The sequence below is a fragment of the Burkholderia sp. EMB26 genome (genome assembly GCF_024730645.1).
Classification (GTDB): Bacteria; Pseudomonadota; Gammaproteobacteria; order Burkholderiales; family Burkholderiaceae; genus Burkholderia; species Burkholderia cenocepacia.
In genome coordinates, this window is record NZ_CP078071.1 from 2,617,339 (window position 1) to 2,642,300 (window position 24,962).

24 protein-coding genes are annotated in these 24,962 nt (G+C 69.1%); 15 read left to right on the forward strand and 9 right to left on the reverse strand.

The window, feature by feature from the left end; genetic code table 11:
• The first annotated feature begins 113 nt into the window (after positions 1-113).
• The 4 genes from KU887_RS28480 to KU887_RS28495 all read left to right on the forward strand — a co-directional run bounded on the left by KU887_RS28480 (position 114) and on the right by KU887_RS28495 (position 5,996).
• Positions 114-554 carry an Rrf2 family transcriptional regulator gene (locus KU887_RS28480; protein WP_059722406.1) on the forward strand — a complete coding sequence of 147 codons (441 nt, stop codon included), beginning with the start codon at positions 114-116 and terminating at the stop codon, positions 552-554.
• Between the two features lie 251 nt (positions 555-805).
• Positions 806-1,396, forward strand: a complete 591-nt coding sequence (locus KU887_RS28485; RefSeq protein ID WP_012493132.1) for a DUF2760 domain-containing protein — start codon at positions 806-808, stop codon at positions 1,394-1,396.
• Positions 1,393-3,234 (forward strand): Hsp70 family protein, encoded by a 1,842-nt coding sequence (locus tag KU887_RS28490; protein WP_006484308.1) that lies wholly within the window; start codon positions 1,393-1,395, stop codon positions 3,232-3,234. Before KU887_RS28485 ends, KU887_RS28490 begins: the two co-directional genes overlap by 4 nt.
• A 5-nt stretch (positions 3,235-3,239) precedes the next feature.
• On the forward strand, positions 3,240-5,996 hold the full coding sequence (locus KU887_RS28495; protein ID WP_006495676.1) for an Hsp70 family protein: 2,757 nt from the start codon (positions 3,240-3,242) through the stop codon (positions 5,994-5,996).
• Between the two features lie 85 nt (positions 5,997-6,081).
• On the opposite strand, the gene ctlX is transcribed toward KU887_RS28495, so the two are convergent.
• Both ctlX and KU887_RS28505 read right to left on the reverse strand, forming a co-directional pair.
• Complete coding sequence (ctlX, locus tag KU887_RS28500; RefSeq protein WP_258256423.1) at positions 6,082-7,086, reverse strand: citrulline utilization hydrolase CtlX; 1,005 nt, start codon at positions 7,084-7,086, stop codon at positions 6,082-6,084.
• A 58-nt stretch (positions 7,087-7,144) separates the two neighbouring features.
• Positions 7,145-8,224: an ornithine cyclodeaminase gene (locus tag KU887_RS28505; RefSeq protein ID WP_062885300.1), complete on the reverse strand. Its 1,080-nt coding sequence runs from the start codon at positions 8,222-8,224 to the stop codon at positions 7,145-7,147.
• Positions 8,225-8,518: 294 nt separating this feature from the next.
• Between KU887_RS28505 and KU887_RS28510 the strand changes: the two genes are divergently transcribed.
• Complete coding sequence (locus tag KU887_RS28510) at positions 8,519-8,950, forward strand: Lrp/AsnC family transcriptional regulator (protein WP_006479718.1); 432 nt, start codon at positions 8,519-8,521, stop codon at positions 8,948-8,950.
• Positions 8,951-8,985: 35 nt separating this feature from the next.
• Here KU887_RS28510 and KU887_RS28515 read toward each other — a convergent pair whose 3' ends face one another.
• The 4 genes from KU887_RS28515 to KU887_RS28530 are packed head-to-tail and all read right to left on the reverse strand — an operon-like array spanning position 8,986 to position 12,573.
• The gene (locus tag KU887_RS28515) at positions 8,986-9,579 is read right to left on the reverse strand and encodes a peroxidase-related enzyme (RefSeq protein ID WP_058902743.1); all 594 of its coding nucleotides are present in this window, start codon (positions 9,577-9,579) and stop codon (positions 8,986-8,988) included.
• Complete coding sequence (locus KU887_RS28520) at positions 9,576-10,106, reverse strand: CMD domain-containing protein (protein WP_258256426.1); 531 nt, start codon at positions 10,104-10,106, stop codon at positions 9,576-9,578. Before KU887_RS28520 ends, KU887_RS28515 begins: the two co-directional genes overlap by 4 nt.
• Complete coding sequence (locus KU887_RS28525; protein WP_258256427.1) at positions 10,103-11,563, reverse strand: NAD(P)-binding domain-containing protein; 1,461 nt, start codon at positions 11,561-11,563, stop codon at positions 10,103-10,105. The genes KU887_RS28520 and KU887_RS28525 overlap by 4 nt, the downstream gene beginning before the upstream one ends.
• Positions 11,560-12,573 (reverse strand): LysR family transcriptional regulator, encoded by a 1,014-nt coding sequence (locus KU887_RS28530; RefSeq protein WP_034202756.1) that lies wholly within the window; start codon positions 12,571-12,573, stop codon positions 11,560-11,562. The genes KU887_RS28525 and KU887_RS28530 overlap by 4 nt, the downstream gene beginning before the upstream one ends.
• Positions 12,574-12,928: 355 nt before the next feature.
• Between KU887_RS28530 and KU887_RS28535 the strand changes: the two genes are divergently transcribed.
• The 4 genes from KU887_RS28535 to KU887_RS28550 are packed head-to-tail and all read left to right on the forward strand — an operon-like array spanning position 12,929 to position 17,603.
• Positions 12,929-14,122 (forward strand): ABC transporter substrate-binding protein, encoded by a 1,194-nt coding sequence (locus KU887_RS28535; protein WP_048988388.1) that lies wholly within the window; start codon positions 12,929-12,931, stop codon positions 14,120-14,122.
• Between the two features lie 39 nt (positions 14,123-14,161).
• Positions 14,162-15,973: an ABC transporter permease gene (locus tag KU887_RS28540; RefSeq protein WP_058902746.1), complete on the forward strand. Its 1,812-nt coding sequence runs from the start codon at positions 14,162-14,164 to the stop codon at positions 15,971-15,973.
• Positions 15,974-15,984: 11 nt separating this feature from the next.
• Complete coding sequence (locus KU887_RS28545; protein ID WP_034202754.1) at positions 15,985-16,842, forward strand: ABC transporter ATP-binding protein; 858 nt, start codon at positions 15,985-15,987, stop codon at positions 16,840-16,842.
• Positions 16,839-17,603: an ABC transporter ATP-binding protein gene (locus KU887_RS28550; RefSeq protein ID WP_062885302.1), complete on the forward strand. Its 765-nt coding sequence runs from the start codon at positions 16,839-16,841 to the stop codon at positions 17,601-17,603. The genes KU887_RS28545 and KU887_RS28550 overlap by 4 nt, the downstream gene beginning before the upstream one ends.
• A 15-nt stretch (positions 17,604-17,618) precedes the next feature.
• On the opposite strand, the gene KU887_RS28555 is transcribed toward KU887_RS28550, so the two are convergent.
• Complete coding sequence (locus KU887_RS28555; RefSeq protein WP_006486114.1) at positions 17,619-18,182, reverse strand: DinB family protein; 564 nt, start codon at positions 18,180-18,182, stop codon at positions 17,619-17,621.
• A gap of 67 nt (positions 18,183-18,249) precedes the next feature.
• Between KU887_RS28555 and KU887_RS28560 the strand changes: the two genes are divergently transcribed.
• Together KU887_RS28560 and KU887_RS28565 are read left to right on the forward strand one after the other, a co-directional pair.
• Positions 18,250-18,936: a TetR/AcrR family transcriptional regulator gene (locus KU887_RS28560; protein ID WP_309138191.1), complete on the forward strand. Its 687-nt coding sequence runs from the start codon at positions 18,250-18,252 to the stop codon at positions 18,934-18,936.
• A 43-nt stretch (positions 18,937-18,979) separates the two neighbouring features.
• Positions 18,980-19,429 (forward strand): hypothetical protein, encoded by a 450-nt coding sequence (locus KU887_RS28565; protein ID WP_258256433.1) that lies wholly within the window; start codon positions 18,980-18,982, stop codon positions 19,427-19,429.
• A gap of 56 nt (positions 19,430-19,485) precedes the next feature.
• Here KU887_RS28565 and KU887_RS28570 read toward each other — a convergent pair whose 3' ends face one another.
• Both KU887_RS28570 and KU887_RS28575 read right to left on the reverse strand, forming a co-directional pair.
• Positions 19,486-20,910 carry a sensor histidine kinase gene (locus KU887_RS28570; protein ID WP_226245146.1) on the reverse strand — a complete coding sequence of 475 codons (1,425 nt, stop codon included), beginning with the start codon at positions 20,908-20,910 and terminating at the stop codon, positions 19,486-19,488.
• A complete protein-coding gene (locus KU887_RS28575) occupies positions 20,897-21,562 on the reverse strand; it encodes a response regulator transcription factor (protein ID WP_006486117.1) in 666 nt (221 codons plus the stop codon). Before KU887_RS28575 ends, KU887_RS28570 begins: the two co-directional genes overlap by 14 nt.
• Before the next feature lie 240 nt (positions 21,563-21,802).
• Here KU887_RS28575 and KU887_RS28580 point away from each other — a divergent pair, with 240 nt between their 5' ends.
• The 4 genes from KU887_RS28580 (at position 21,803) to KU887_RS28595 (ending at position 24,947) form a co-directional block, all read left to right on the forward strand.
• Positions 21,803-22,828 (forward strand): ABC transporter substrate-binding protein, encoded by a 1,026-nt coding sequence (locus KU887_RS28580; RefSeq protein ID WP_112750757.1) that lies wholly within the window; start codon positions 21,803-21,805, stop codon positions 22,826-22,828.
• 129 nt (positions 22,829-22,957) lie between these two features.
• On the forward strand, positions 22,958-24,268 hold the full coding sequence (locus KU887_RS28585) for an MFS transporter (protein ID WP_059722417.1): 1,311 nt from the start codon (positions 22,958-22,960) through the stop codon (positions 24,266-24,268).
• Positions 24,269-24,375: 107 nt separating this feature from the next.
• Positions 24,376-24,651, forward strand: a complete 276-nt coding sequence (locus KU887_RS28590; protein WP_006482105.1) for a YlcI/YnfO family protein — start codon at positions 24,376-24,378, stop codon at positions 24,649-24,651.
• Positions 24,648-24,947 (forward strand): type II toxin-antitoxin system RelE/ParE family toxin, encoded by a 300-nt coding sequence (locus tag KU887_RS28595; RefSeq protein WP_060267626.1) that lies wholly within the window; start codon positions 24,648-24,650, stop codon positions 24,945-24,947. The genes KU887_RS28590 and KU887_RS28595 overlap by 4 nt, the downstream gene beginning before the upstream one ends.
• Positions 24,948-24,962 lie beyond the last annotated feature (15 nt).

Sequence of the window (24,962 nt, forward strand, 5' to 3'; positions counted from 1 at the left end):
ATGATCCACGTGCTCCGCTGGCGGCCAACTCATGAAACACGAGAAGTTGCATGATAGGGCGATGGTATCATTCATGCAACTTCAAAAGTTTCGAGAGAAGGGGAGCCTCGCCCGTGAGAACCGACAGCCGTTTGTCGCGCATGCTGCATGCGCTGATCCACATGGACCAGGCCGACGGCCCGCTGACGTCGGAGACGATCGCGACGATGCTGTGCACGAACCCGGTCGTCGTGCGGCGCCTGCTCGGCGGGTTGCGCGACTGCGGCTACGTGCAGTCGGAGAAGGGGCACGGCGGCGGCTGGGCGCTGAGCGTCGCGCTCGACGACATCACGCTGCTCGACGTCTATCGCGCGGTGGGCGAGCCGCCGCTGTTTTCCGACCTGGTGCCCGAGGATGCACCCGAATGCCTGGTCGAACAGGCCGTCAACGCGCACCTGTCGGCGACGCTGAAGGAAGCCGAAGCGTCGCTGCTCGCGCGCTTCGGCGAAGTCACGCTCGGCATGCTGTCGCGCGATTTCGAAGCGAAGGCGGCGCGGCTGCGCAAGTCGCGCTGACGCGTCGCAGCATCGCGCTCGATCGCATCTGACGCGCGATCCGGCGCGGCCGAAACCGCCGCGCCGCCGTGTTCTGTCCCCCGACTTCTGCCCGGTTCGTCCGCCACAGGGCAAAATACGGGTTTTCCGCACCCGCGAGGGTGCGTTCGAATCACGCGCCGGGCGGCGCCGGTGCGCATGCCGCACGCCGCCGCCGGGCGCCCAGGCAAGAAACGCTCGCCGTGCTGCGAGCCCACAGGAGTCCAGACCCCATGCCCGAATCCAACCTGTCCTTCTTCGGCCGGCTGTCGCTGGCCGTCGGCACGTTCTTCTCCGTGCTCGGCAATCGCGAGTTCGCCGCCGGCGTGCTGCGCGTGCGCGACGGCGCCCCGGCCCCGGTCGCGCCGGCCCCGACCCCCGCGCCGGCTGCCGCGCCGGTCGCCCCCGCGCCGGTGAAGGCGCCGGCGCCCGAGCTGCGCGAAGCGAGCCCGCAGGCCGCGCTGCAACTGCTCGGCCTGCTGCAACGCGATGCGCGCTTCATCGATTTCGTCGAGGAAGACATCGCCGGCTACGCGGACGCCGATATCGGCGCGGCCGCGCGCCTCGTGCACGACGGCTGCCGCGCCGCGCTGCGCGAACACTTCACGATCGTGCCGGTGCGCGACGAAGCCGAAGGCAGCCGCGTGACGCTGCCCGCCGGCTTCGACGCGACCGCCGTGCGCGTGACGGGCAACGTGGTCGGCTCCGCGCCGTTTACCGGCACCGTCAGCCATCGCGGCTGGCGCGTGTCCGACGTGCGCCTGCCGAAGCTGACGGGCAGCCACGACGCATCGGTGATCGCACCGGCGGAGGTGGAACTGTGAGCGATCCGCGCTATTCGATCGGTATCGACCTCGGGACGACCCATTGCGCGCTGTCGTACGTCGACAGCAGCACGAGCGATGGCGAAAAGATCGTGCAGCAGGTGCTGCCGATCGCGCAGCTCACCGCGCCCGGCGCGCTGGAATCGCGCGACCTGCTGCCGTCGTTCCTCTACCTGCCGCATGAAAGCGAGCTGACCCAGGGCGACCTGACGCTGCCGTGGACGGCCTCGCGCGCGTTCGCGGTCGGCGAGATGGCGCGCACGCGCGGCGCCGGCACGCCGATCCGCCTCGTGTCGAGCGCGAAGAGCTGGCTGTGCCATCCGGGCGTCGACCGCCGCGCGGCGATCCTGCCGAGCGATGCACCGCCGGAAGTGGCCCGTGTGTCGCCGCTGGAAAGCTCGATCCGCTACCTGACGCACCTGCGCGAAGCGTGGGACCACGCGCATCCCGACGCGCCGTTCGCCGACCAGGACGTGACGGTCACGATCCCCGCGTCGTTCGATCCGGCCGCGCGCGAACTGACGGCGGAAGCCGCGCGTGCCGCCGGTTATTCGCGGATGACGCTGCTGGAAGAGCCGCAAGCGGCGCTGTACAGCTGGATCCAGAAGAGCGAGGGCGGCTGGCGCAAGCAGGTGCAGGTCGGCGACCTGATCCTGTGCGTCGACGTCGGCGGCGGCACGACCGACCTGTCGCTGATCGCGGTGGTCGAGCGCGACGGCAATCTCGAACTGCATCGCGTGGCCGTCGGCGAGCACATCCTGCTCGGCGGCGACAACATGGACCTCGCCCTCGCGCACGTGGTCGCACGCAAGCTCGCGCAGCAGGGCACGCAGGCCGATCCGTGGCAACTGCGCGCGCTGACCTACGCGTGCCGCTCGGCCAAGGAAACGCTGCTGTCCGACCCGACCACCGATGCGGTGCCGCTCGTCGTGCCGAGCCGCGGCTCGAAGCTGATCGGCGGCTCGATCCGCACGGAACTGACGCGCGCGGAACTCACGCAGACGATCCTCGAAGGCTTCTTCCCGCAAGTCGATGCCGCCGCGCGGCCGGTGAGCCGCGCGCGTGTCGGCCTGACGCAGCTCGGCCTGCCGTATGCGCAGGACGCCGGCATCACGCGCCATCTCGCGGCGTTCCTCGGCCGCCAGGTCGCGGCGCTCGACACGCTCGAAGGCGTGCAGCGCACGCTGCCGCAGGGCGCGACGTTCCTGCATCCGACCGCCGTGCTGTTCAACGGCGGCGTGTTCAAGTCGACGCTGCTCACGCAGCGCGTGCTCGACACGCTCAACGGCTGGCTCGCCGCCGAAGGCGCGCCGCCCGCGCGCCTGCTCGAAGGCGCCGATCTCGATCTCGCGGTCGCGCGCGGCGCGGCGTACTACGGCTACGTGAAGCGCGGCCGTGGCGTGCGCATTCGCGGCGGCACGGCGCGTGCGTACTACGTCGCGATCGAATCGGCGATGCCCGCGGTGCCGGGGCTCGAGCCGCCGGTGCAGGCGCTGTGCGTCGCGCCGTTCGGGATGGAGGAAGGCTCGGACGCGGCGCTGCCGCCGCAGGAGTTCGGCCTCGTCGTCGGCGAACCGGTGCAGTTCCGCTTCTTCGGCTCGTCGGTGCGCCGCCAGGATCAGGTCGGCACGCTGCTCGACTACTGGTCGCCGGAAGAGCTGCAGGAGCTGGAGGAAATCCAGGCGACGCTGCCCGCCGAAGGGCGCACCGTCGGCGAAGTCGTGCCGGTGAAGCTGCACGCGCGCGTGACCGAAGCCGGCACGCTCGAACTCGAGGCGATCCCGAGCGGCACGAACGAGCGCTGGAAGGTCGAGTTCGACGTGCGCGGCGCCGCCTGAGCGCGATGAAGCGTTATACGGTCGGCATCGACCTCGGCACGAGCAATACGGTCGTCGCGTACGTCGAGGCCGGTTCCGACGCGATCCGCGTGTTCGACGTCGAGCAACTCGTCGGGCCCGGCGCGGTGGCCGCGCAGCCGCTGCTGCCGTCGGTGCGTTATCACCCGGCGGCGGGCGAGCTGCCGCCGGACGCGCTGCGGCTGCCGTGGGCGGCCGAGCCGAAGGCCGACACGAAGGCGGGCGCGGTCGGCGCGCCGCCGGCCGTGATCGGCCGCTACGCGCGCACGCTGGGCGCGCAGGTGCCGGGCCGGCTCGTGTCGAGCGCGAAGAGCTGGCTGTCGCACGCGTCGGTCGATCGGCTCGCGGCGATCCTGCCGTGGGGCGCGGCCGACGGCGTCGACAAGGTGTCGCCGGTCGAGGCGAGCGCGAGCTATCTCGCGCATGTGCGCGACGCGTGGGACGCGCATTTTCCCGACGCGCCGCTCGCGCGGCAGGACGTGATCCTGACGGTGCCCGCGTCGTTCGACGACGGCGCGCGCGCGTTGACCGTCGAGGCCGCACGGCGCGCGAAGCTGCCGGCGCTGCGGTTGCTGGAAGAGCCGCAAGCCGCGTTCTACGACTGGCTGTACGGCCAGCGCGACACGTTGCGCGAGACGTTCGCCGCGGCGCGGCGCGTGCTGATCTGCGACGTCGGCGGCGGCACGACCGACCTCACGCTCGTCGACGTCGCGCCGGGCGACGATGGCGAGCCGACCTTCACGCGCGTCGGCGTCGGCAACCACCTGATGCTCGGCGGCGACAACATGGACCTCGCGCTCGCGCGCCTGGTCGAGTCACGGCTGACCGAGCCCGGTACGCGGCTGTCGGCCGCGAGCCTGTCGCAGCTCGTCGAGCGCTGCCGCGCGGCGAAGGAGCGGCTGCTCGGCGACGACGCGCCGGCGTCCGCCACCGTCACGCTGCTCGGCGCGGGCAGCAAGCTCGTCGGCGGCGCGCGCTCGGCCGAGCTGACGCGGCAGGAAGTCGAGCAGATCGTCGTCGACGGGTTCTTTCCGCAGGTCGAGGCCGGCGAACTGCCGCGCCGGGCGCGCGCGGCGATCGTCGAATTCGGCTTGCCGTATGCGAGCGACGCGGCCGTCACGCGCCACGTCGCCGCGTTCCTGAATCGTCATGCGGAAGGCCCGCTGCCGGACACGCTATTGCTCAACGGCGGCGTGTTCCGCGCGGGCGCGCTCGCCGGCCGGCTTGCGCAGACGCTCGGTGCGTGGCGCGGCGCGCCGCTCGACGTGCTGCACAACGCGCATCCCGACGTGGCCGTCGCGCGTGGCGCGGTGGCCTACGGGCTCGCGCGTGCCGGCCATGCGCCGCGCATCGGCGGCGGCTCCGCGCGCAGCTATTTCCTCGTGCTCGACGACGGTGCGGACGATTCTGCCGCCCGCGGCGTCTGCCTGCTGCCGCGCGGCGCGGAAGAGGGACGCGAGATCCGGCTCGACGATCGCACGTTCGCGCTGCAGCTCGGGCAGCCGGTGCGGTTCCACCTCGTATCGACGGTGGCCGACACGAAGTACCGACCCGGCGATCTCGTCGATCTCGACGGCGGCGATTTCGTGCGGCTGCCGCCGATCGCGACGGTCGTCGACGCGAAGGCGGGTGGCGACGCGCGCGAAACGCCGGTGAAGCTCACCGCGTCGCTGACCGAGGTCGGCACGCTCGAAATGCATTGCATCGCGACCGACGACGCGGCGCGCCGCTGGCGGCTCGAATTCCAGTTGCGCGGCGATGCGCCGGGGCACGGCGACGATGCGGCGTCCGCGCGGCATCCGCGGCTCGACCAGGCGATCGAGCTGATCGAGCGCTCGTTCGGCAGCAAGGCCGCGGGCGTGACGCCGAAGGACACGCGCCGGTTGCGCGCGCAACTCGAGCAGGTGCTCGGCGCCCGCGAAGACTGGGACGTCGCGCTCGCGCGCGAACTGTTCGACGCATTGCTCGCACGGGCGCGGCGGCGCCGTCGCTCGGCCGATCACGAGCGCGCGTGGCTGAATCTCGCCGGCTATTGCCTGCGTCCGGGATTCGGTCATCCGCTCGACGCGTGGCGCATCGAGCAACTGTGGCCGCTGTTCGACGACGGCATTCAATACGTGACCGATGCGCAGGTGTGGTCCGAGTGGTGGACGCTGTGGCGGCGCGTGGCCGGCGGCCTCGACGACGATGCGCAGACGCAGGTGCGCGACGCGATCGCGTTCCTCGAACCGTCCGACGACAAGCGGCGCAAGCTGCCGTTCGATCCGGCCAAGGTCGGGCCGGCCGACATGACGCGGTTGTCCGCGTCGCTCGAACGGTTGCCCGTCGAGCGCAAGGTCGAGCTCGCCGAGCGCCTGATCGTGCAACTGCAGAAGCCGGCCGAACGCGCGTTGTGTGCATGGGCGCTCGGGCGGATCGGTGCGCGGCGGCCGTTCTACGGCAGCGCGCACAGTGTCGTGCCGGCGGAAATCGTTGGCGGCTGGCTCGATGCGCTGTTCGCGCTCGACTGGAAGCAGGTCGAGCCGGCCGCGTTCGCGGCCGCGCAGATCGCGCGGATGACGGGCGACCGCTCGCGCGACTTGCCGGACGACACGCGCGAGGCCGTCATCAAGCGCCTGTCGGCCGCGAATGCATCGGCGGCGTGGATCGACATGGTCCGTGAAGCGATCGCGTTCGACGAAGCCGATACGGCGCGCGTATTCGGCGAAACGCTGCCGGCGGGGTTGAAGTTGCTGGCCGATTGAAAGCACGACCGGATGCTTCGATCTCGTTCGCAGGTCGAAGCATCCGGTCGCGTCAACGGTAGCGCGACCTCAGAACCCGCTACAGTCAGGCGTGCGACACCGCTTCGCGCTCCCGTTCCATCGATTCGATTGCCGCGCCGTCGCGTGCCGCCATCGAGCGCCGCGCGAGATGTATCCCCGCGAGCATGCAGCGCACCGACCCGCCGGCCAGCTCGATCGTCGGCACGTCGAGCGGCAGCAGCCGCGCGGAGCGTTCGATCACCGCGCGCTGGTCGTGCGTGAGGCAGTCGAACGCACGCCGCGACAGCGCGAGCACGCGCCCATCCTTCCCCGACAATTCCAGCGTATTGCCCGCGAAATTCGCGATCTGCGCGTGGTCGAGCGCGATCACAGCACGCCCCGTTTCGCTCAGGCGTTGCGCGATCTCGCCACGGCGGCGGCTGTCGGCGATCAGGTCGAGGCCGACCATCGCGAACTCGGTCGCGACGCTCATCATCACGTTCGTGTGATAGATCGGCTTGCCGTTCGCGTCGGCCGTGTCGAAGCAGATCGGCTCGAAGTTGAAGTGCGTGCAGAAGCGTTCGAGCGCGACCGGATCGGCACGGCGCGAGCGCGCGGTGTACGCGATCCGCGCGACGTGGTCGAGCACCATCGCACCGGTGCCTTCGAGGAACACGTCGTCGTATTCGAGGCCCGAGTAGTCGATCACGTCCTGCACGCGGTACTCGGCCTTCAGCATCTCGATCACGTCCGCCCGCCGCTCGCGGCGACGGTTCGGGCAGTGCATCGGATACAGCGCGACATGGCCGCCCGGATGCGTCGAGAACCAGTTGTTCGGGAACACGGAGTCGGGTGTGTCGCGCTCGCCGTGGTCGTCGAACACGTGCACGCGCACACCCGCATCGGCGAGCGTGCGCGCGGCGGCCGTGACTTCGTCGCGCGCGGCGGCCGATATCGACGAGGTGTCGCACGCACCGTCTGCGGCCGTGCGCTGGAACGCGTTGTCGGCCGCGGTCTGCGGGTTCGGCAGGAAGCGGTGCGGCCGGATCATCACGACGGCGGACGGCGCCTGGATCGATACGAGATTCATGAAGGGCGGGAGCGGAGGGAGGAAAACGGGCGGCGCAGGGGCCGCCCGCCGCTGACGGTCAGCGCGCGAACGCGGCGACGGCTTCGGTCACGAACGCCGCGTGGCCGTGCGCGATCGCGGCCGGGTCGTCGATCAGCGCGAACAGGTTCTTCGGATCGACGGCCGGCGGAATCAGCGCGATCTCGACGCCCGCGTTGTGCTGCTGCGCGAGCGCGTACAGGTAGCGCAGCGCCGAGTAATCCTCGAGCGCGAAGCCGACCGAGTCGAACACCGTGACTTCGTCCGCTCGCTCGCGGCCGGTCGTCTCGCGCTGCAGCACGCGCCACAGCTCGGTGACGGGGAAGTCGGCCGGCATCTGCTGGATCTCGCCCTCGATGCGCGACTGCGGCTCGAATTCGACGAACACGCGGCCCGCGTGCAGCACGCCCGCCTCGAGTTCGGTCTTGCCCGGGCAATCGCCGCCGACGGCGTTCAGATGCATGCCGGGCTCGATCATGTCGGCCGTGACGATCGTCGCGTATGCCTTGTCGGCGGTGACGGTCGTCACGATGTCGGCGCCGCGCACGGCGTCGGCGGTCGAGGCCGCGCGCACGACCCGCAATTTCGGGTACGCGGCGAGATTTCGCACGAGCTTGTCGGTTGCGCGCGGATCGACGTCGAACACGCGGATTTCGTCGATGCCGAGCAGCGTGTGGAACGCGATCGCCTGGAATTCGCTTTGCGCGCCGTTGCCGATCAGCGCCATCGTGCGCGAATCGGGCCGGGCGAGCGCCTGCGCGGCGAGGACCGACGTCGCGGCCGTGCGCAGCGCGGTGGTGAGCGTGAGTTCGGCGAGCAGCAGCGGGTAGCCGGTATCGACTTCGGCGAGCGCGCCGAACGCCATCACCGTGTGCATCCCGCGCGCCGCATTGACGGGATGGCCGTTCACATACTTGAACGCGAACAGCGACGCGTTCGCGACGGGCATCAGCTCGATCACGCCGTCGCGCGAGTGGCACGCGACGCGCGGCGACTTGTCGAAATCGGCCCAGTGCAGGTAGTCGGCGCGCAGCGTGTCGACGAGTTCGCGCAGGAACGTCGTGACGCCGGTCCTGGCGATCAGGCGGGCGGTGGCGGGAACGTCGAGGAAGCGAGTCATCGGTCTGTCTCCATATTCGGTGCCGGTACGGGTGTCCGGGCGTTCTGGTCGACCGGGCGGGGTGTCGGCGCGAATCCGGGCTTGCTGAAAAAGCAGCGGCGCGGCGGGTCGGCCGGTCGATGGAGTCATTATTTCCGTGAGTCGAGCCAACAAAAAGACGGCAAAAGTGGCAGATTTCTCGATAGACTTGGCAAATTGCCAGCCATTTCCGGCACTTTGAACAGTTCACGCTGGCCGGAACGGGTGGCCTCCGGCACGCTGGCGGCCGGTTCACGCTCAACAGGAAAGCCGTTCATGATCACGCTCGACGACGTCGACCGTCAGCTCATCGCGCTGCTGCGCGACAACGCGCGACTGCCCGTCGTCGCGTTGGCGAAAGAATTGCGCGTGGCGCGCGCGACCGTGCAGAACCGCCTCACGCGGCTCGAGAAAAACGGCGTGATCGTCGGCTATACGGTACGGCTCAAGCCGGCCGCCGAACGGCACCGGATTCGCGCGCTGATGTCGATCGCGGTGCAGGGCAATCGCGGCGCGGAGGTGGTGAAGGTGCTGCGCGGGCATCCGAACGTCGCGTCGATCCACAGCACGAACGGGCGCTGGGATCTCGTCGCCGAGCTGCATGCCGATTCGCTCGAACACTTCGATCGCGTGCTCGGCGCGATCCGGCTGATCGACGGAATCGCCAATACCGAGACGAGCATCTTGTTGTCGACGCACAAGGCGTGACGCGGGCGGGGCCTGCGCCACCTCTTTCGCTGCGGTCAGGCCGTGGCCGCCGGTGCAGGGAACACCGGCTCGCCGAGCGTCAGCATCAACCGGTTCGCCCACGCGAAGATCGCGATGGCGTGCGACAGGTCGAGAATCTCCTCGTGCGTCAACCCTTCGACTTCGAGCGCCGCAATGTCATCTTCGCCGATCGCGTCGGGCCGTTCGGTCAACGCGATCGCGTAGCGGACGATCGCGCGTTCGCGCGCCGTCGTGCCGGCCGTCGCCGGATCGTCGAACACCTGCTCGATCGCATCGGTGCGTTTCGCGAGTTGCGCGAAGCGTTGCGCATGCACCGACGCGCAGTACACGCAGCCGTTCACGCGCGACACCGCCGTGCTCGCCAGTTCGCGCTCCGCGCGCGACAGCCCGCCGGGGCCGTACATGATCGCGTTGAATACGCCCGAGCGCTGCCGCAGGATGTCGGGAAGGTGGACGAGCAGCAGGTAATAGTCGGACGTCTTCGCTTGCGGGTGGCTCGCTTCGAGCACCGCGAGCTGATCGGGTGTCGCCGTGTCGAGCGATACCGTGTCGAGCCACGCACGCCAGCCGAGCGTGTCGGACGTGAAGCCGTGGGCTGCCGTCGTCATGCGGCCTCCCTGGCGGCACGTGCCTGAAGTTCCCGCGCGGCCGCGGCGACGCGCAACTGATACGCGACGAACGCGACGAGCTGCGACAGCGCGACGATCGCGGATGTCGTGAGCCCGGCCGATTTCAGCGCGTCGAGATCGGATGCGCGCGCGTCGGCCGGGGCGTGCGTCAGGCGCTTCGCGTGCAACAGGATCGCGCCGAGGCGGCGCGGCAGTGCGTCGAGCGCGTCGGCATCCGCCCGTTCGATGTCGTCGAGCGTGCCGCCCGCGTCGAGCAGCCGGGCCCGATAGATGTCGGCCAGCGCGTGTGCATTCGACTGCCGCGCGACATACCGTGCCGTGTGCAGCCGCTCGATCAGCGAAAGATCGGGTAACGCGGGATCGAACAGCGCGGCTTCGCTCAGTTGCGTCGGCAGTAGCACCTTGTCGCGGGCGCGGCGCAGCGCGGCGACGGCGTCGCCTTCCCGCAGGCCGGCTGCCGCGTCGATCGTATCCGGCACGGCGGCCGGCGTGATGGAGTCAGTCATCGTTTCGGTGTTCCTTCGTCGTCAAAGTGATCGAGGGCGTCGGCGTCGCGCCATTCGTCGCCCTGCAACTCCGCATTCGCGTAGGCGACGAGCGCGTCGTAGTGGCGGTCGCGATCGGCATCGAACAACCGGCTCGCAATTCCGCGTGCCAGCCGCTCCGCGCCCGCGCTGATCGCCGGGATGTCGCCGGACAGCTTGCCGTGGCTCAGGCTCGCCGCATGGTTGAAGCAATGAATCCGCGTGACGGCCGGGCAGGCGCCGCGCTCGCGCTCCTGGAACGCGAACGCGGGGCCGAGATCGGGCGACTCGGCGAGCTCGTCGAGCCGCAGCGCCGGGTCCGGCTGGTAGCGATCCTTCCAGCGCCGCACGTGCGCGCCGAACGACGCGAATTCGTCGCGCGTCGTCCAGTCCGAATGAAAACCCGTCGCGAAGATCAGGAAATCGACCGTGTAGCGGCCGCGCGGCGTCGTTACTTCCAGCCCGTCCGCATGGTCGGCGAGCGTCTCGATCGGGCTGCCCGCATGAAAGTGCGCATGGTCGTGGCGCGAGACGCGCAGCACGCTGTCGCGCGGCGGCGGCGTTTGCGACGTCAGCGCGTAGTGCATGAAGCGCCACTTCGTTGCGTCGTCGAGATCGGCGTAGCCGTGCACGAGGCCCGGGCTGCCGATGCCGGTCAGCTTGTTGATGCGCGGAATGTCCGCGCGACGGAAGAACAGGTCGATGCGCGCGGCGCCCGCTTCCAGCGCGGTGCCCGCGTTGTCGAACGCGGACGCGCCCGCGCCGACCACGCCGACGCGCTTGCCCGCGAGCGCGGCGAAGTCGATCGGCTCGGACGAATGGGCCCAGCGCGTGCGCGGCGCACGTTGCGCGACGGGCGGCACATACGGGCCGCCGAGCCCGTCGCGGCCGGTCGCGAGCACGACGTGCCGCGCGAGCAGCGTCTGTGCTTCGCCGTTGCCGCGCACGTCGAGCGCGAGCAGCCCGTCGTCGCGCGGGCGCAGCGCGACGAGCGTCGTGTCGTTGCGTACCTGCAGGTCGAGCACGCGCCGATACCAGCGCAGGTAGTCCATCCATTGCGGGCGCGGGATCTTGTAGAGCGCGTCCCACGCGTCGCGGCCGTATTGCGCTTCGAACCAGGCGCGGAACGTCAGCGCGGGCAGGCCGAGCGCGGGGCCCGCGAGCTGCTTGGGCGAACGCAGCGTCTCCATCCGCGCGAACGTGACCCACGGGCCTTCGTAGCCGGCCGGCGCGCGGTCGATCACGCACTGGTTGTCGATGCCGAGCAGGCGCAGCTCGGCGGAAGCCGCGAGCCCGGCCATTCCGCCGCCGACGATCGCGACGTCGAGCACGCGCACGCCGTCCGCTTCGCGCGACGGCACCCACGACGGCGCGGGCAGGTCGAGCCAGCGCAGGTCCTGCGCGAGCCGCGCTTCGAGTGCGTCGAGCTGGCTCGTCATGCGGCCTCCGGGCGCGCGCGGCGCGCACGTGTCGTTCGAACGGGGCGCGACCCCCGCTCGGTGCGCAACCGGTCGCCGCGCAGCAGCGCATCGTGCGCGGCGGCGTCGTGAAAGATCACGTCGTCGAGCAGCGCGCGCGTCGTGCGATGCAGCGCGTCGAGCAGCGCCTCGACGGCCGCCGTGCGCGTCTTGCCGGCCGGCGTCGCGACGCCGAACGCGAACGGGATGTCGACGTCGAGCGGGCGTGCGACGACGCCGTCCACCGGCAGCGCGACGCCCGTGGCCGGATCGACGATGCCGATCCCGATGCCCGCGCGCGCGGCCATCACCGCATTCAGCGACGCATTGGTTTCGATGAACACGCGCGCATCGACGCGCGCGGCCGCGAATGCCGCGTCGATCCGCTGACGCAGCCGATGCCGGTTCGCGACCGTCACGATACGGCGCCGCGCGAGGTCGCGCAGTGCGATGCGCGGTTTCGCCGCGAGCGGATCGTCGGCCGGCAGCACGGCGACGCACGGCGTTTGCGCGATCCAGTGCACGTCGAGCCCGGCATGCGCCATCGGCAGCGTGACGACGCCGACATCGGCCGTGCCGGCCAGCACCTCGTGCACGACGTGCTCGGCCGATTCGCTGCGCAACTGATAGTGCGGCGCATGCGCGTCGTCGGGCAGCGCGGCGAGCGCGGCCGGCACGAGCGTGGCCGCGAGCGACGGCGTGGCCGCGATGCGCACGGGTTCGGCGGTTTCGTCGCCGAGCGCGCGCGCCCGCGCCTCGATCGCACGCAGGCCGACCAGCGAGCGTTCGACTTCCTCGTACAGCAGGAACGCGCGGCGCGTCGGCGTGACGCGCGGACCATGCCGGTCGAACAGCGCGTAGCCGAGATCGGCCTCGAGTTCCTGGATCTGCCGCGTGACGGCCGGCTGCGAGCGGCCGAGCAGTTCGCCCGCGCCGGTCACGCTGCCGGCCGACATGACCGCGGAAAAAGCTTCGAGTTGATGCAGCTCCATGACGCGTTCCGATGATGCAATTTGCGCATTGTAGGAGCGCGAGCATGCGTGATTCATATAATGATTTTTGCTATCGACAGCGGGAAAACTGCGAAGGGCGCGATCGTCGCGGCGGCCGGTGGTGCGCGTATGCGCGCCGGTTGCGCGAGGTCGCGAGAACGAAACGCCAATCGAATCAATGCGATGCGATGCAGGCCCGTACTTCGCCTGATGCGCGACGGACAGACGACCGTTCGCGAGCGTCGCTTGCTTCGCGCCGCATGCGATATCGATATGCGCAAAACTTCGTTGGATCGTCCTGAACCGGATGGTTACATGCCCTCACTCTTTTCGACTGACTGAAGCTGGGGGACGCATGAACGTTTCGGGGAACGACGCGCGCGGCGCATGGCGACGCGTGCTGGGCACGGTGGCGGCACTCGCTGCCGCATGGGGGCTGTCGACGGGCGGCGCGCTCGCGGCCGGCGTGTCGGGCGAGCCGGTGGTGATCGGCGTGAGCGGCCCGCTCACGGGCCAGGACGCGCAGTACGGCGAGCAGTGGAAGCGCGGTTTCGATCTCGCGCTCGACGAGATCAACGGCAGCGGCGGCATTCATGGCCGCCCGCTCGCGATCGACTTCCAGGACAGCCGCAGCGACCCGCGCCAGGCGGTGGCGATCGCGCAGAAGTTCGTCGCCGATCCGCGCATCGCGATCGAACTCGGCGATTTCTCGAGCGCGACGTCGATGGCCGCGTCGCCGATCTACCAGCGCGGGCAACTGATCCAGTTCGGCTTCACGAATTCGCATCCGGATTTCACGAAGGGCGGCGATTATCTGTGGAGCACCGCGCTGAGCCAGGCCGAGGAGCAGCCGCTGCTCGCGCGCTATGCGGTGAAGGAACTCGGCTTCAAGCGGATCGCGGTGCTGTACCTGAACACCGACTGGGGCCGCACCAGCAAGGACATCTTCGCGAAGGCGGTGGCGGGGCTCGGCGCGCAGGTCGTCGCGGCCGAAGGCTACCAGCCGGCGGAGAAGGATTTCCGCTCGACGCTCGTGCGCATCGGTGAATCGAAGCCCGATTCGATCGTGTTGATCTCCTATTACGCCGACGGCGCGCAGATCGTGCGTCAGGCGCGCACGTCGGGCGTGGCACTGCCGATCGCGGCGGTGGGCTCCGTGTATTCGCCGAAGTTCCTCGAACTGGGCGGCACGGCCGTCGAAGGCGTCTACACCGAATCGAACTTCTTCCCGGCCGAACCGCGCCCCGAGGTGCAGGCGTTCGTGCAGCGCTATCGCGCGAAATTCCACGCGGATCCCGATTCGTTCGTGGCGCGCGCGTACGACGCGCTGATCCTGTCGGCGGAAGTGCTGCGCCGCTACGGCACGACGCGCCAGGCCGCGCACGACGGCTTCGCGAAGATCAGCGACGTGCCGAGCGTGATCTTCGGCAAGGTGCGCTTCGATCCGCAGACGCGCCGCGTGGCGGGCGCGCGCACCGTGTATCTGGTGGTGAAGCAGGGGCAGTGGGCGCTGTGGGACGGCGCGAAGCCGCAGCTCGCGGCGCGCTGAACCCGACCTGAACCGCCTGCACCTGACGGACGCATCGTAATGGCTTCCTGGCTCGACTACACGCTCAACGGCCTCATCGTCGGCAACATCTACGCGCTGCTCGCGGTCGGGCTCGCGCTGATCTTCGGCGTGTCGCACCTGATCAACTTCGCGCACGGCTCGGTGTACATGGTCGGCGCATTCATCGGCTGGCTGTGCCTGACGCGCTTCGGGCTGCCGCTACCCGTCGCGCTCGCGGCGGTCGTGGTCGGCTGCGGCGCGCTCGGCATCGCGATCGAACGGATCGGGCTGCGGCCGCTGCGCCATGCCGCGCGCATCGCGCCGCTGCTCGCGACGATCGGCATCAGCTTCATCCTCGACCAGCTCGCGCAACTCGCGTTCGGCGCGGACCCGCGCGCGGTGCCGACGCCGCTGCCCGACTGGCACGTGCGGATCGCCGGCGCGACGCTCGGCTCGCTCGACCTGCTGATCGCGGGTATCGGCATCGCGGCGGCCGCGCTGCTGTACGGTTTCCTGCGCTTCACGCGGCTCGGCTGGGCCGTGCGCGCGACCGCGCAGGATCGCGACGCGGCGCTGCAGATGGGCGTCGACGTCGATCGCGTGAACCAGACCGTGTTCGCGATCGCGTGCGCGCTCGGCGGCGTGAGCGGGCTGCTGGTCGGCATGTACTACAACAGCATCGATCCGGCGATGGGTTTCCAGGCGACGCTGAAAGGCGTCGTCGCGCTGCTGATCGGCGGGCTCGGCAACGTGCCGGGCGCGATCGCCGGCAGCCTGCTGCTCGGTCTCGTCGAAAGCTACGGCGTCGCGCTGTTCGGCACCAGCTATCGCGACCTGTTCGCGTTCGGGCTGCTGATCGTGTTCCTCGTGTGGCGGCCGAACGGCTTGTTCAGCGCGAATCGCGCGCTGCCGCCCGAGCCGATGACGGGCACCTTCCTCGCCGCCGCGAAAGCCGTGCGCGTGCCGCGCCCGGTGCTCGTCGTGCTGATCGCGGCGGCGGCCGTGCTGCCGTGGCTCGGCGCATCGCCGTACGTGTTGCAGACGCTGACCAACGCGTGGCTGTACGGGCTGCTCGCGCTGAGCCTCACGCTCGTCGCGGGCACGGTCGGGCAGATCTCGCTCGGCCACGCCGCGCTGCTCGTGATCGGCGCGTATGCGTCGGCGCTGCTGTCGTCGGATCTCGGCTGGTCGCCGGCCGTGACGATTCCGTGCGCGGGCGTGATCACCGCCGTGCTCGGCACGCTGCTCGTCTATCCGGCGTTCCGGCTGCGCGGGCACTACGTGTCGATCGCGACGCTCGGCATCGGCGAAGTGGTGAGCCTCGTGATCCTGAACTGGGACGGCCTGACGCGCGGCCCGCTCGGCATCACCGGCATCGCGCCGCTGCCGTGGGCGACCACCGCGCGCGCCGCGTACTGGTTCACGTTCGCGGTGCTCGTCGTGTTCGCGCTCGTGCAGGTGCGGCTGCTGCGTTCGCATCTCGGCCGCACGCTGCGCGCGGTGCGCGAGGACGATGTGGCTGCGCGTGCGCACGGCATCGCGCCGAACCGCTACAAGGCGATCGCGTTCGCGGTCGGCGGCGTCGCGGCGGGCGTGAGCGGCGGCATTGCCGCGCATCTGTACAGCTACATCAATCACCAGACCTTCGATTCGCAGGTGTCGATCCTCGCGCTGACGATGGTGATCCTCGGCGGGCTCGGCAACGTGCTCGGCGGCATCGTCGGCGCGATCGCGCTGATCGGGCTGCCCGAGCTGTTCCGCTGGGCGGCCGACTACCGGATGCTGATCTACGGCCTCGTGCTGCTGCTGCTCGTCCGGTTCCGGCCGCAGGGCCTGCTCGGCACGGTGTGAGGAGGAATGCGATGATCACCACTCGACCCCTGCTCGACGTGCAGGGCCTGACGCGCCGCTTCGACGGCGTGACCGCGCTCGACGGCGCGAGCCTGACGCTGGCCGACGGCGAACTGCTGAGCGTGATCGGCCCGAACGGCGCGGGCAAGTCGACGCTGTTCAACCTGATCGCGGGCGCCGACCGGCCCGACGCCGGCCGCGTGACGTTCGACGGACGCGACATCACCGGCACCGCACCGGAACGGCTCGCGGCGCTCGGCATCGCGCGCACGTTCCAGCACGGTCGCGTGTTCGGCAACCTGAGCGTGCTCGACAACGTGCTGATCGGCGCGCATGCGCGGCTGCGCGCGGCACGGCCGGGCTGGCCGGCGCTCGGCGCGGCCGCCGAAGTGCTGCGCGCGCTCGTGCGGCCCGCGTCGGTGCGGCGCGAGGAAGCCGAACTGCGCGAAGAAGCGCGCGCGATCGTCGCCGGCTTCGGCGAACGGCTCACGCCGCGCATCGATCATCCGGCGCACAGCCTGTCGTATGCGAACCGGCGGCGCGTGGAGATCGGCCGCGCGCTCGCGCTGCATCCGCGCCTGCTGCTGCTCGACGAGCCGACGGCCGGGATGAACGAGACGGAGACGGCCGAGATGCTGCAACTGATCCAGTCGCTGAAGGCGCGCGGCCTGACGATCCTGCTGATCGAGCACAAGCTCGAACTCGTGATGCGCGTGTCCGACCGCGTGATGGTGCTCGACAACGGTGTGAAGATCGCCGAGGGCGCGCCGCGCGACGTGCGGCACGATCCGCGCGTGATCGAGGCCTATCTCGGCCGCCGTCATGCGGGCGGCACGTCGGCCGATCGGACCGTGCAGGCGGCCGCATGAGCGTACTATCCCCGGAACCCGATACGACCATGACCGATGCGCTGCTGAAACTCGAACATCTCGACACGTTCTACGGACCGGTGCAGGTGCACTTCGACGTGAACTTCGCAGTCGGCCGCGGGCAGATCGTCAGCCTGCTCGGCGGTAACGCGAGCGGCAAGTCGACGACGATGAAGCTGATTCTCGGGCTGATGCGGCCGAAGCGCGGCGTCGTGCGTTTCGACGGCGACGACGTGACGGCGCTCGCGACGCCGCAGCGCGTGCGGCGCGGGATCGCGGCCGTGCCGGAGGCGCGGCGGCTGTTCGCCGACATGAGCGTGCGCGAGAACCTGCTGATGGGTGCATACACGCGCGGCGATCGCGCGGCGGTGGCCGACGACTACGAGCGTGTGCTCGACCTGTTTCCGCGGGTGCGCGAACGGCTTGCGCAGCGCGCGGGCACGCTGTCGGGCGGCGAGCAGCAGATGCTCGCGATGGCGCGCGCATTGATGGCGCGGCCGAAGCTGATCTGCATGGACGAGCCGACGATGGGACTGTCGCCGCTCTACGTCGACAAGGTGCTCGAACTGATCGACGCGATCAACCGGCAAGGCGTGACGGTGTTCATGGTCGAGCAGAACGCGAGCCTCGCGCTGGAGATCGCGCACTACGGGTACGTGCTGCAGACGGGGCGCGTCGTGCTGGAAGGGCCCGCGAAAACGCTGCTCGACGACGAGCGCGTGCGCGATGCGTATCTCGGTGGGGAGGCGGTGGCGGTGTAGTGGGCGTGGCGCGTTTCATCGCCCGGCATTCGCTGAGTGCGCGTCGCCGAGCTTGCCTTGAAGCCTGCGCTCGGGCTCTGTCCGATGCAAGTGAACCGCGTACGTGTCCCACGGGAGCTCGATATCCTGTGCCGAGAGCGCAGCCGCCTGAACCATCAGTCTGCCCGCTTCGCCACGATGATAGCCGCCGTGCGTGACGACATGGGTCAGCATCTCTTCGCGCGTCATGTATCCGTTGTCGCCATCGGTAAACAGAAAGGGAATCGATTCCGACAGCATGTCGGGTGTGGCGGTTGCCACATAGTCGAGATACCAGCGATCGAGCGTGGCGAATGCCGCGCGCAGCGCTTCCGGCTCCGGCGTGTCAGGCGTGTTGTCGGACACGAAGCCGTGACGCTCGCCGCTCAGATGCGCGGCGAATATCCGGTTCACCACGAGGCAATGGTTCATCAGCCGCAGCGCGAGATGACGTGCTTGCGCATGCCGCTCCGCGTCGAGCCCCGACATCGCCTTCAGCATTTCGTCATTGGCCCATGCCTGGTAGCGCAGCATGCGGGACAGGAGTGCGTTCGCGCTCATGGTCGTTTCCTCGTCGGGTTCACCTAATATGTGAGCTTCGTCACCATTATTTTCAGTGGGAGCCCGCATGTCCACTCGCGTTTCCAATGCCGCCGCCGCGATGCGCAAAGCCCCGCGCCAGGCTCGTTCGCGTGCGACGGTGGACGTGATCGTCACGGCCGGGGCTCGCGTTCTCGACAAGCACGGATGGGCCGGATTCACGACCAACGAGGTCGCGCAAGTCGCTGGGGTGAGCATCGGCTCCGTGTATCAGTATTTCCCGAACAAGCTCGCGTTGGTCGATGCGATTCGGCGTCGCCATTTCGACGACGTGCTCGCCGTGCTGCAGCGCGCGCATGACCGTCAGGCGAGCGCCGGGCGTCGGCTCGAAGGTCTGATCGGCGACCTGATCGCCGCGCACCGCGATTACCCTGCGCTGCACCGGGCGCTGCTCGATCTCCCCGATCCGGGCGGTGCGAAAGACGCGTATGACGCATTTCAGAAGGAATATCTGCGCCGGTATGCGCTGATCGTTGCCGCGTGTCGAGGGCGTGCGCCGGTCAAGGCCGATACGTTGACCGCGCAGGTGCTGTCGTCCGCGTTCGAAGGTGTCGTGCACAACGCGGCGCGGCGCGGGCTGCTGGGGAATCCAAAACTGAAGCGCGAGCTCGTCAGGCTGGCCGGCACTTACCTCGAAGATCACCGCTCGGCGACGGCGAATGTGCGTTCATGCGCCGACCGGAAAAATCGTAACGGATACCGAAATTCGCGGTAGATTGACGCTCTCCTGATTTCGAACACCACGGGGTTGCCGCGCCATGTTGACCTGTTCCATCCAGAAAGTCGGCTACGATTTCAATCAGCTCGATCAGCAGGGCGCGACCGACTACGCGTCGTTCGTTCACGCATTCGATGCGTTCCCTTGGGCGGCCCAGCACGTCGAATGGAACGAGACGCAGGACGGCCCGCTGCCGGCGCTCGTGCTGCAGCAGGCCGACGATCAGCGCGAGCTGTGGGTGACTGCGTTGACGGATGCGCATTCGGACGGCTTCCAGCTGAATGTGGTGTCCATGCGGATGAAGAAGGGGCTCTTCGGGATCGGCAAGGGAAAGCTGGAGCAGCACGTCGAGACGATCGACGTGAGAAGGCGCGTCGACGTCGATGCGTTGTGCCGGTTGTTCTGCGACCGTCAGTACGACGCGCTGGATCAACGGGTTGCGCGACACGCGCAGCGCAACACCGGCGACGATCGGGACAGCGACGACTGAACGCGTGTCGCCCGGCGGCGTTCGATCGAGCGGGCCTGCGCTGGATCCGCGGTTGTCTAAGCGTCGCGTGCGGCGTGCGTCGTCGCCGGCCGCGGAAACGTCAGCACCACCGCGAACCCGCCCGCATCGGGAAACGCGAACCCGACGCGCCCGCCGTGCGCCTTCATCACTTCCTGCACGATCGCGAGCCCGAGCCCGGACCCCGTGCGCCGCTCGCTGCCGTCCGGCGCGATCCGCACGAACGGCTGCAATGCCGCGTCCCAGTGCTCGCGCGGTATCCCGCGCCCGTTGTCGGTGACGGTCAGCGTCACCGCTTGATCCGCGTTGCCCTGGGTCGAGACCGACACGACGATGTCGTCCGCATGGCCATGCAGCAGCGCGTTGTGCAGCACGTTCGACAATGCTTCCTGCAGGCTGATCGCATCGCCGTCGATCCACGCATGCGGCGCGTCGCTCGCGAACGCAACGGCCACGTCGCGCTCGCCGGCGAGCGGAATCGTGCGGCCCAGCACCTCCTTCGCGAGCGCGACGAGGTCGACCGGTTGCAGCGGCACGGCCTCGGTGCGATGAATCACCATCGCGTGATTGAGCAACTGCCCGGTGAGCCGGCCGACGTCCGACGAGGTCGCGCGCAGCGCATCGAGCCGCGCCGCGTGACGCGCGGGGTCGGATTCGCCGTCGAGCAGCTCGATCTGCGCGTCGAGCCGCGCGAGCGGCGTGCGCATCTGGTGCGCGGCGTCGGCGATGAAGCGCTGCATCGCGTTGATCCGCTCGGCGAGGCGGTGCATCAGGCCATTGATCGACCCGATGATCGCGTCGATTTCGCTCGGCGTATCGACGGCCACGGGCCGCAGGTCGGCCGGGTCGCGCGCGGCGATGATCGCGCCGATCTGCGCGAGCGGGCGCAGGCCGCGCCGGATCGCGAGGCCGCTCGCACCGACCGCGAGCACGCTCATCAGCAGGATCAACGTCCACACCTTGAGGCTCATGTCGTTCGTCAGCTGCTGGCGCGCGTTGGTTGTCTGCGCAACCGTCACGAGCGCCCAGCCGGGCGTGCTTTCCTCGGGCATGTAGCGCGCGATCGTCGCGGTGCGGATCCGGTGCCCCTGGTAGACGGCGTTCGCGAACGCGGGGCCCTGCTTCGCGGCGGCGAGCGTCGCGGGGCTCGCGAGGTCGTTGTAGCCGGCCACGACGACGCCGCGCGAATCGACCACCTTGTAATAGACGAGGTCGTAGCGCGACAGTGTCGACAGCGCGGCCACCGGCGGATTCAGCGCGAGCACGCCGCCTTGCACGTAGAGGTTTTCCGCGACCTGGATCGACGCGCCCGCCAGCAACTGGTCGTACGCGCGTTCGGCCGCGACGCCCGCGTAGTAGCGCGCGATCGCCGCGAGCGCGAGCGCGCCGGTCGCGACGACGAGCGCGATGAACAGCAGCGTGCGCCCGAACAGCGTCTTCGGAAACCAGTCAATGCGCGGCAATCTGATACCCCATCCCGCGGGCGGTGCGGATCTCGACCGAGCTGCCCTGCAGCTTCCTGCGCACGCGCGTCACGTATTGCTCGACCGCGTTCGCGGTCGGCTCGTTGCCGAAGCTGAACAACTGGTTCAGCAGTTCTTCCTTCGAGAAGATGCGCTGCGGGCGGCTCGCGAGGATTTCGAGCAGCGCGAATTCCTGGCGCGACAGCGACAGCGGCTGGCCGTCGAGTTCCGCGAGGCGGCTGCTGCGGTCGATCACGAGGCCGCCGAGCGTCAGCACGTCGTTCGCGTGGCCGCTGTTGCGACGCAGGAGCGCCTGCACGCGTGCGTCGAGCTCGCGGTAGTCGAACGGCTTCACGAGGTAGTCGTCGGCGCCGAGGCCCAGGCCGCTCACACGGTCGTCGATCGCCGAGCGCGCGGTGACGAGCAGCACGGGCGTCGTGCTGCCCGACGCGCGCAGGTTGCGCAGGACCGTGAAGCCGTCCATGCCGGGCAGATTCGCATCGAGCACGACGAGATCGAAACGCTCGACGCGCAGCAGCCCGTTCGCGGTCGCGCCGTCGGTTTCGAGATCGACGGCGTGGCCGAGCCGGGCCAGGCGGCCGCGGATCGCCGCGCCGATTTCGGCATCGTCCTCCACGACGAGAATACGCATGGTGCCGTTTGCAGGTAGAGGGGTTAGGGGTTTTCCCGAGGCCGGGATGTCAGCATTTTCTCAGACTCGGTCGATAACCTGTGTCGAGCCGGAAGCAGGATGCAAGGACGGCATTAATACCAGAAATATTCAAGGAGACGGCAACATGCAGCATGTCACGGGCACGACGAACGCGCGCCGCGGCGCTACGCCGGCCCGCGCGTGGCGGCTGGCCGTTCGCCGCACGTCGACGGTGCGTGCATGACGACGTCGCCGCGTCGCCGCGCGTTGATCGCCGCCGGGCTCGGCGTGCTGGGCGTGCTCGGGGCGCCGGCGCTGGTGCGCGCGAAGCCGCGCACGGTGCGGATCTCGAAAGGCTATGGCGTGCTGTACCTGCCGCTGCTCGTGATGGAGAAGCAGCGGCTGTTCGAGCGGCATGCGGCGCGCCACGGCGTGCGCGACGTCGCGGTCGAATGGGTGCTGCTCGACGGCGGCAATTCCGTCAACGACGCGATGATGGCCGGCACGCTCGATTTCGCGGGCGCCGGCGCGCCGGGTTTCATCGAGCTATGGGCGCGGGCGCGCGGCATTCCGAACGTCGAGGTGATCGGCATCAGCGGGCTGTCGACCACGTCGCTGTCGCTCAACGCGAACCGGCCGGGCCTCGTGTCGCTGCGCGACTTCGCGCCGTCCGACCGGATCGCGGTGCCGGGCATCCGCACGTCGCTGTCGGCGGTCGTGCTGCAGATGGTCGCGAGCCGGCAGCTCGGCCCCAGGCATTTCGCGCAGCTCGATTCGATCACCGTGAACCTGCCGCATCCGCAGGCGATGCAGGCGCTGATCCGCCGCGAGAACGGCGTGACCGCGCACTTCACGTCGCCGCCGTTCTCGACGCTCGAATTGCGGCAGCCGGGCATCCATCGCGTGGTGAGCTCGGTCGACGTGCTCGGCCCGATGACGCTCGACGTCGTGTTCGCGCCGAAGCGGCTCGTCGATGCGGAGCCGGCGCTCGCCGTCGCGTTTCTCGGCGCGCTCGACGAAGCGAATCGCCTGATCGCGCAGGACCCGCGTGCGGCGGCGGCGCTGTATGCGGCGTCGTCGGGCGTCGGCGTGTCGCACGACGACGTGATGCGGATGCTCGCCGCGCCCGACACGCGCTTCTCGGTGCTGCCGAACCAGCTGATGGACTACGTCGAATTCCTGTACCTGGCCGGCACGATCAAGGCGAAGCCGCGCGCGTGGCACGAGATGTTCGCGCCGATGCTCGACGACTACCGGTCGGGTTGAGCCACGCCTGCGGCCAACCGAATCCATTCATCGAACCCTGTGACGCCGGCGCATTCGTCACGCGCGGCGCCGATTCAACCGATTCACCGATTCAACCGATATGCAACCGATTCACGCAAGGAGCCTGAAGTGAACGCTACCGACACCCTGGACCCCGCGTCCGCCGAAGAGCAGCGCATCATGTCGAAGATGGCGCGGCGCCTGCTGCCCATCCTCGTCGTGATGTTCCTGATCGCGTTCATCGACCGGCAGAACGTCGGTTTCGCGAAACTGCAGATGGTGCACAGCCTCGGGATGACGGAAGCCGCGTTCGGGCTCGCGTCGTCGCTGTTCTTCATCGGCTACCTGCTGTTCGAGGTGCCGAGCACGCTCGCATTGCATCGTTACGGCGCACGCGTGTGGCTCGCGCGGATCATGCTGACGTGGGGGCTCATCACGGTGCTGATGGGCTTCACGACGTCGATGCCGGCGTTCTGCTCGCTGCGCTTCGTGCTCGGCATCGCCGAGGCCGGTTTCTATCCGGGCGTGATCTATTACCTGACGCTGTGGTTCCCGCAGAGCTACCGCGCGAAGGTGCTCGGCATCTTCACGCTCGGCAGCGCGCTCGCGAACATGCTCGGCTCGCTCGTTGGCGGCCTGCTGCTGAGCCTGAACGGCGTGTGGGGGCTGGCGGGCTGGCAGTGGGTGTTCGTCGCGACGGGCATTCCGGCCGTGGTCGTCGCGATCGTCGTGTTCCGCGTGCTGCCCGCATCGTTTCGCGAAGCGCGGTTCCTCGACGAGCGCGAGAAGCAGATCGTCGCGGCCGCGCTGGAGCGCGAGAAGCCGGCGCAGGCCGAGCACGGCCGGCCGTGGAAGGCGCTGCTCGATCCGCGCGTGATGCTGTTCGCGGCGACCTACATGCTGATGTCGACGTCGCTGTACGGCGTCACGTACTGGCTGCCGACGATCGTGAAATCGTTCGGCGTGTCGAGCACGACGAACGGGTTCCTGAGCATGCTGCCGTGGGCGCTCGCGGTGGTGCTGCTGGTGTGGCTGCCGTCGAAGCTGCGGCGCGCGAAGAGCATCCTGCGCACGATCGCGATCGTCGCGGCGCTGGGCGCGCTCGGCTTCCTGCTGAGCCTCGTGCTGCCGTCGACGCCGCTGCGCTTCATCGCGCTCGTGCTCGGCGGCGCGTGCATCCCGCTGCTGTATCCGTGCTTCTGGTCGATGCCGCCGCGCTATTTCACCGGCGCGCGGGCGGCCGCGAGCGTCGCGGCGATCAACTCGATCGGCAACCTCGGTGGCTTCTTCAGCCAGAACCTGATGCCGTTCGCGGGCAAGGTGACGGGCACCGCGTTCGGGCCGATGATCGTGCCGATCGTGTGCCTCGCGCTGCTCGGCGTCGGCGCGCTGGTCGCGTGGACGCGCTCGGAGCGGGGGATGGTGGCGGCGCGGGCGTGATGGGGCGCGGCTTGGCCCGGGATACGTGGGTTAGGCCGAATGGCTGACTGCACGCGAAAAAGTGAGTGTGCTACCATGCATTACATATGTAATACATGGAGTGTGCGATGAAAACCGCGACCATGCCGGCGCTGCGTGTCGATCCGCAATTGCGGGAGGAGGCAGAGTCGGTCCTTGAGGAAAACGAGACGTTGTCTGCGTTCATGGAGTCGGCGCTGCGCGACGGGATCGCGCGTCGCCGTCTGCAACGCGAGTTTGTAACCCGTGGCCTTGCATCGCGCGACGAGGCGCGTCGTACCGGTGAATACGTCGATGCCGCCGACGTGCAGGCCGAACTCGAGGGTATGCTGAAGGCTGCGCGTGCAGCGAAGGCGGCTGATTGATCTATCGGGTCCGATATACACGTGCGGCCCGTGAGGATCTGGTACGGATGTATCGATACTTGCTCGAACGTGATGTGGATGCGGCGGCGCGGGCTGTGGACGCGATCGAACCAGGTGTCGCCATGCTCCGCATGTTTCCGTTCACATGCCGCAAGGTCGATCACGGAAATCCATTTTTGCGCGAGCTGATCGTGTCCTTCGGCACGTCGGGCTATGTCCTGCTGTTCGAGATTGAAGCAGCCGAGCAAGTTACGATTTTAGCCGTACGACACCAACGGGAAGATGATTACCACTGATACGTGACGATGCGG

Bases quoted from the DNA above. Each gene is read 5' to 3' on its own strand.
- KU887_RS28515 (WP_058902743.1), bottom strand. From the start codon at position 9,579: ATGACGACGGCAGCCCACGGCTTCACGTCCGACACGCTCGGCTGGCGT.
- KU887_RS28545 (WP_034202754.1), top strand. From the start codon at position 15,985: ATGATCACCACTCGACCCCTGCTCGACGTGCAGGGCCTGACGCGCCGC.
- KU887_RS28530 (WP_034202756.1), bottom strand. From the start codon at position 12,573: ATGGAGCTGCATCAACTCGAAGCTTTTTCCGCGGTCATGTCGGCCGGC.
- ctlX (WP_258256423.1), bottom strand. From the start codon at position 7,086: ATGAATCTCGTATCGATCCAGGCGCCGTCCGCCGTCGTGATGATCCGG.
- KU887_RS28520 (WP_258256426.1), bottom strand. From the start codon at position 10,106: ATGACTGACTCCATCACGCCGGCCGCCGTGCCGGATACGATCGACGCG.
- KU887_RS28535 (WP_048988388.1), top strand. From the start codon at position 12,929: ATGAACGTTTCGGGGAACGACGCGCGCGGCGCATGGCGACGCGTGCTG.
- KU887_RS28510 (WP_006479718.1), top strand. From the start codon at position 8,519: ATGATCACGCTCGACGACGTCGACCGTCAGCTCATCGCGCTGCTGCGC.
- KU887_RS28550 (WP_062885302.1), top strand. From the start codon at position 16,839: ATGAGCGTACTATCCCCGGAACCCGATACGACCATGACCGATGCGCTG.
- KU887_RS28575 (WP_006486117.1), bottom strand. From the start codon at position 21,562: ATGCGTATTCTCGTCGTGGAGGACGATGCCGAAATCGGCGCGGCGATC.
- KU887_RS28485 (WP_012493132.1), top strand. From the start codon at position 806: ATGCCCGAATCCAACCTGTCCTTCTTCGGCCGGCTGTCGCTGGCCGTC.
- KU887_RS28555 (WP_006486114.1), bottom strand. From the start codon at position 18,182: ATGAGCGCGAACGCACTCCTGTCCCGCATGCTGCGCTACCAGGCATGG.
- KU887_RS28565 (WP_258256433.1), top strand. From the start codon at position 18,980: ATGTTGACCTGTTCCATCCAGAAAGTCGGCTACGATTTCAATCAGCTC.
- KU887_RS28580 (WP_112750757.1), top strand. From the start codon at position 21,803: ATGACGACGTCGCCGCGTCGCCGCGCGTTGATCGCCGCCGGGCTCGGC.
- KU887_RS28525 (WP_258256427.1), bottom strand. From the start codon at position 11,563: ATGACGAGCCAGCTCGACGCACTCGAAGCGCGGCTCGCGCAGGACCTG.
- KU887_RS28495 (WP_006495676.1), top strand. From the start codon at position 3,240: ATGAAGCGTTATACGGTCGGCATCGACCTCGGCACGAGCAATACGGTC.
- KU887_RS28590 (WP_006482105.1), top strand. From the start codon at position 24,376: ATGAAAACCGCGACCATGCCGGCGCTGCGTGTCGATCCGCAATTGCGG.
- KU887_RS28540 (WP_058902746.1), top strand. From the start codon at position 14,162: ATGGCTTCCTGGCTCGACTACACGCTCAACGGCCTCATCGTCGGCAAC.
- KU887_RS28505 (WP_062885300.1), bottom strand. From the start codon at position 8,224: ATGACTCGCTTCCTCGACGTTCCCGCCACCGCCCGCCTGATCGCCAGG.
- KU887_RS28560 (WP_309138191.1), top strand. From the start codon at position 18,250: ATGTCCACTCGCGTTTCCAATGCCGCCGCCGCGATGCGCAAAGCCCCG.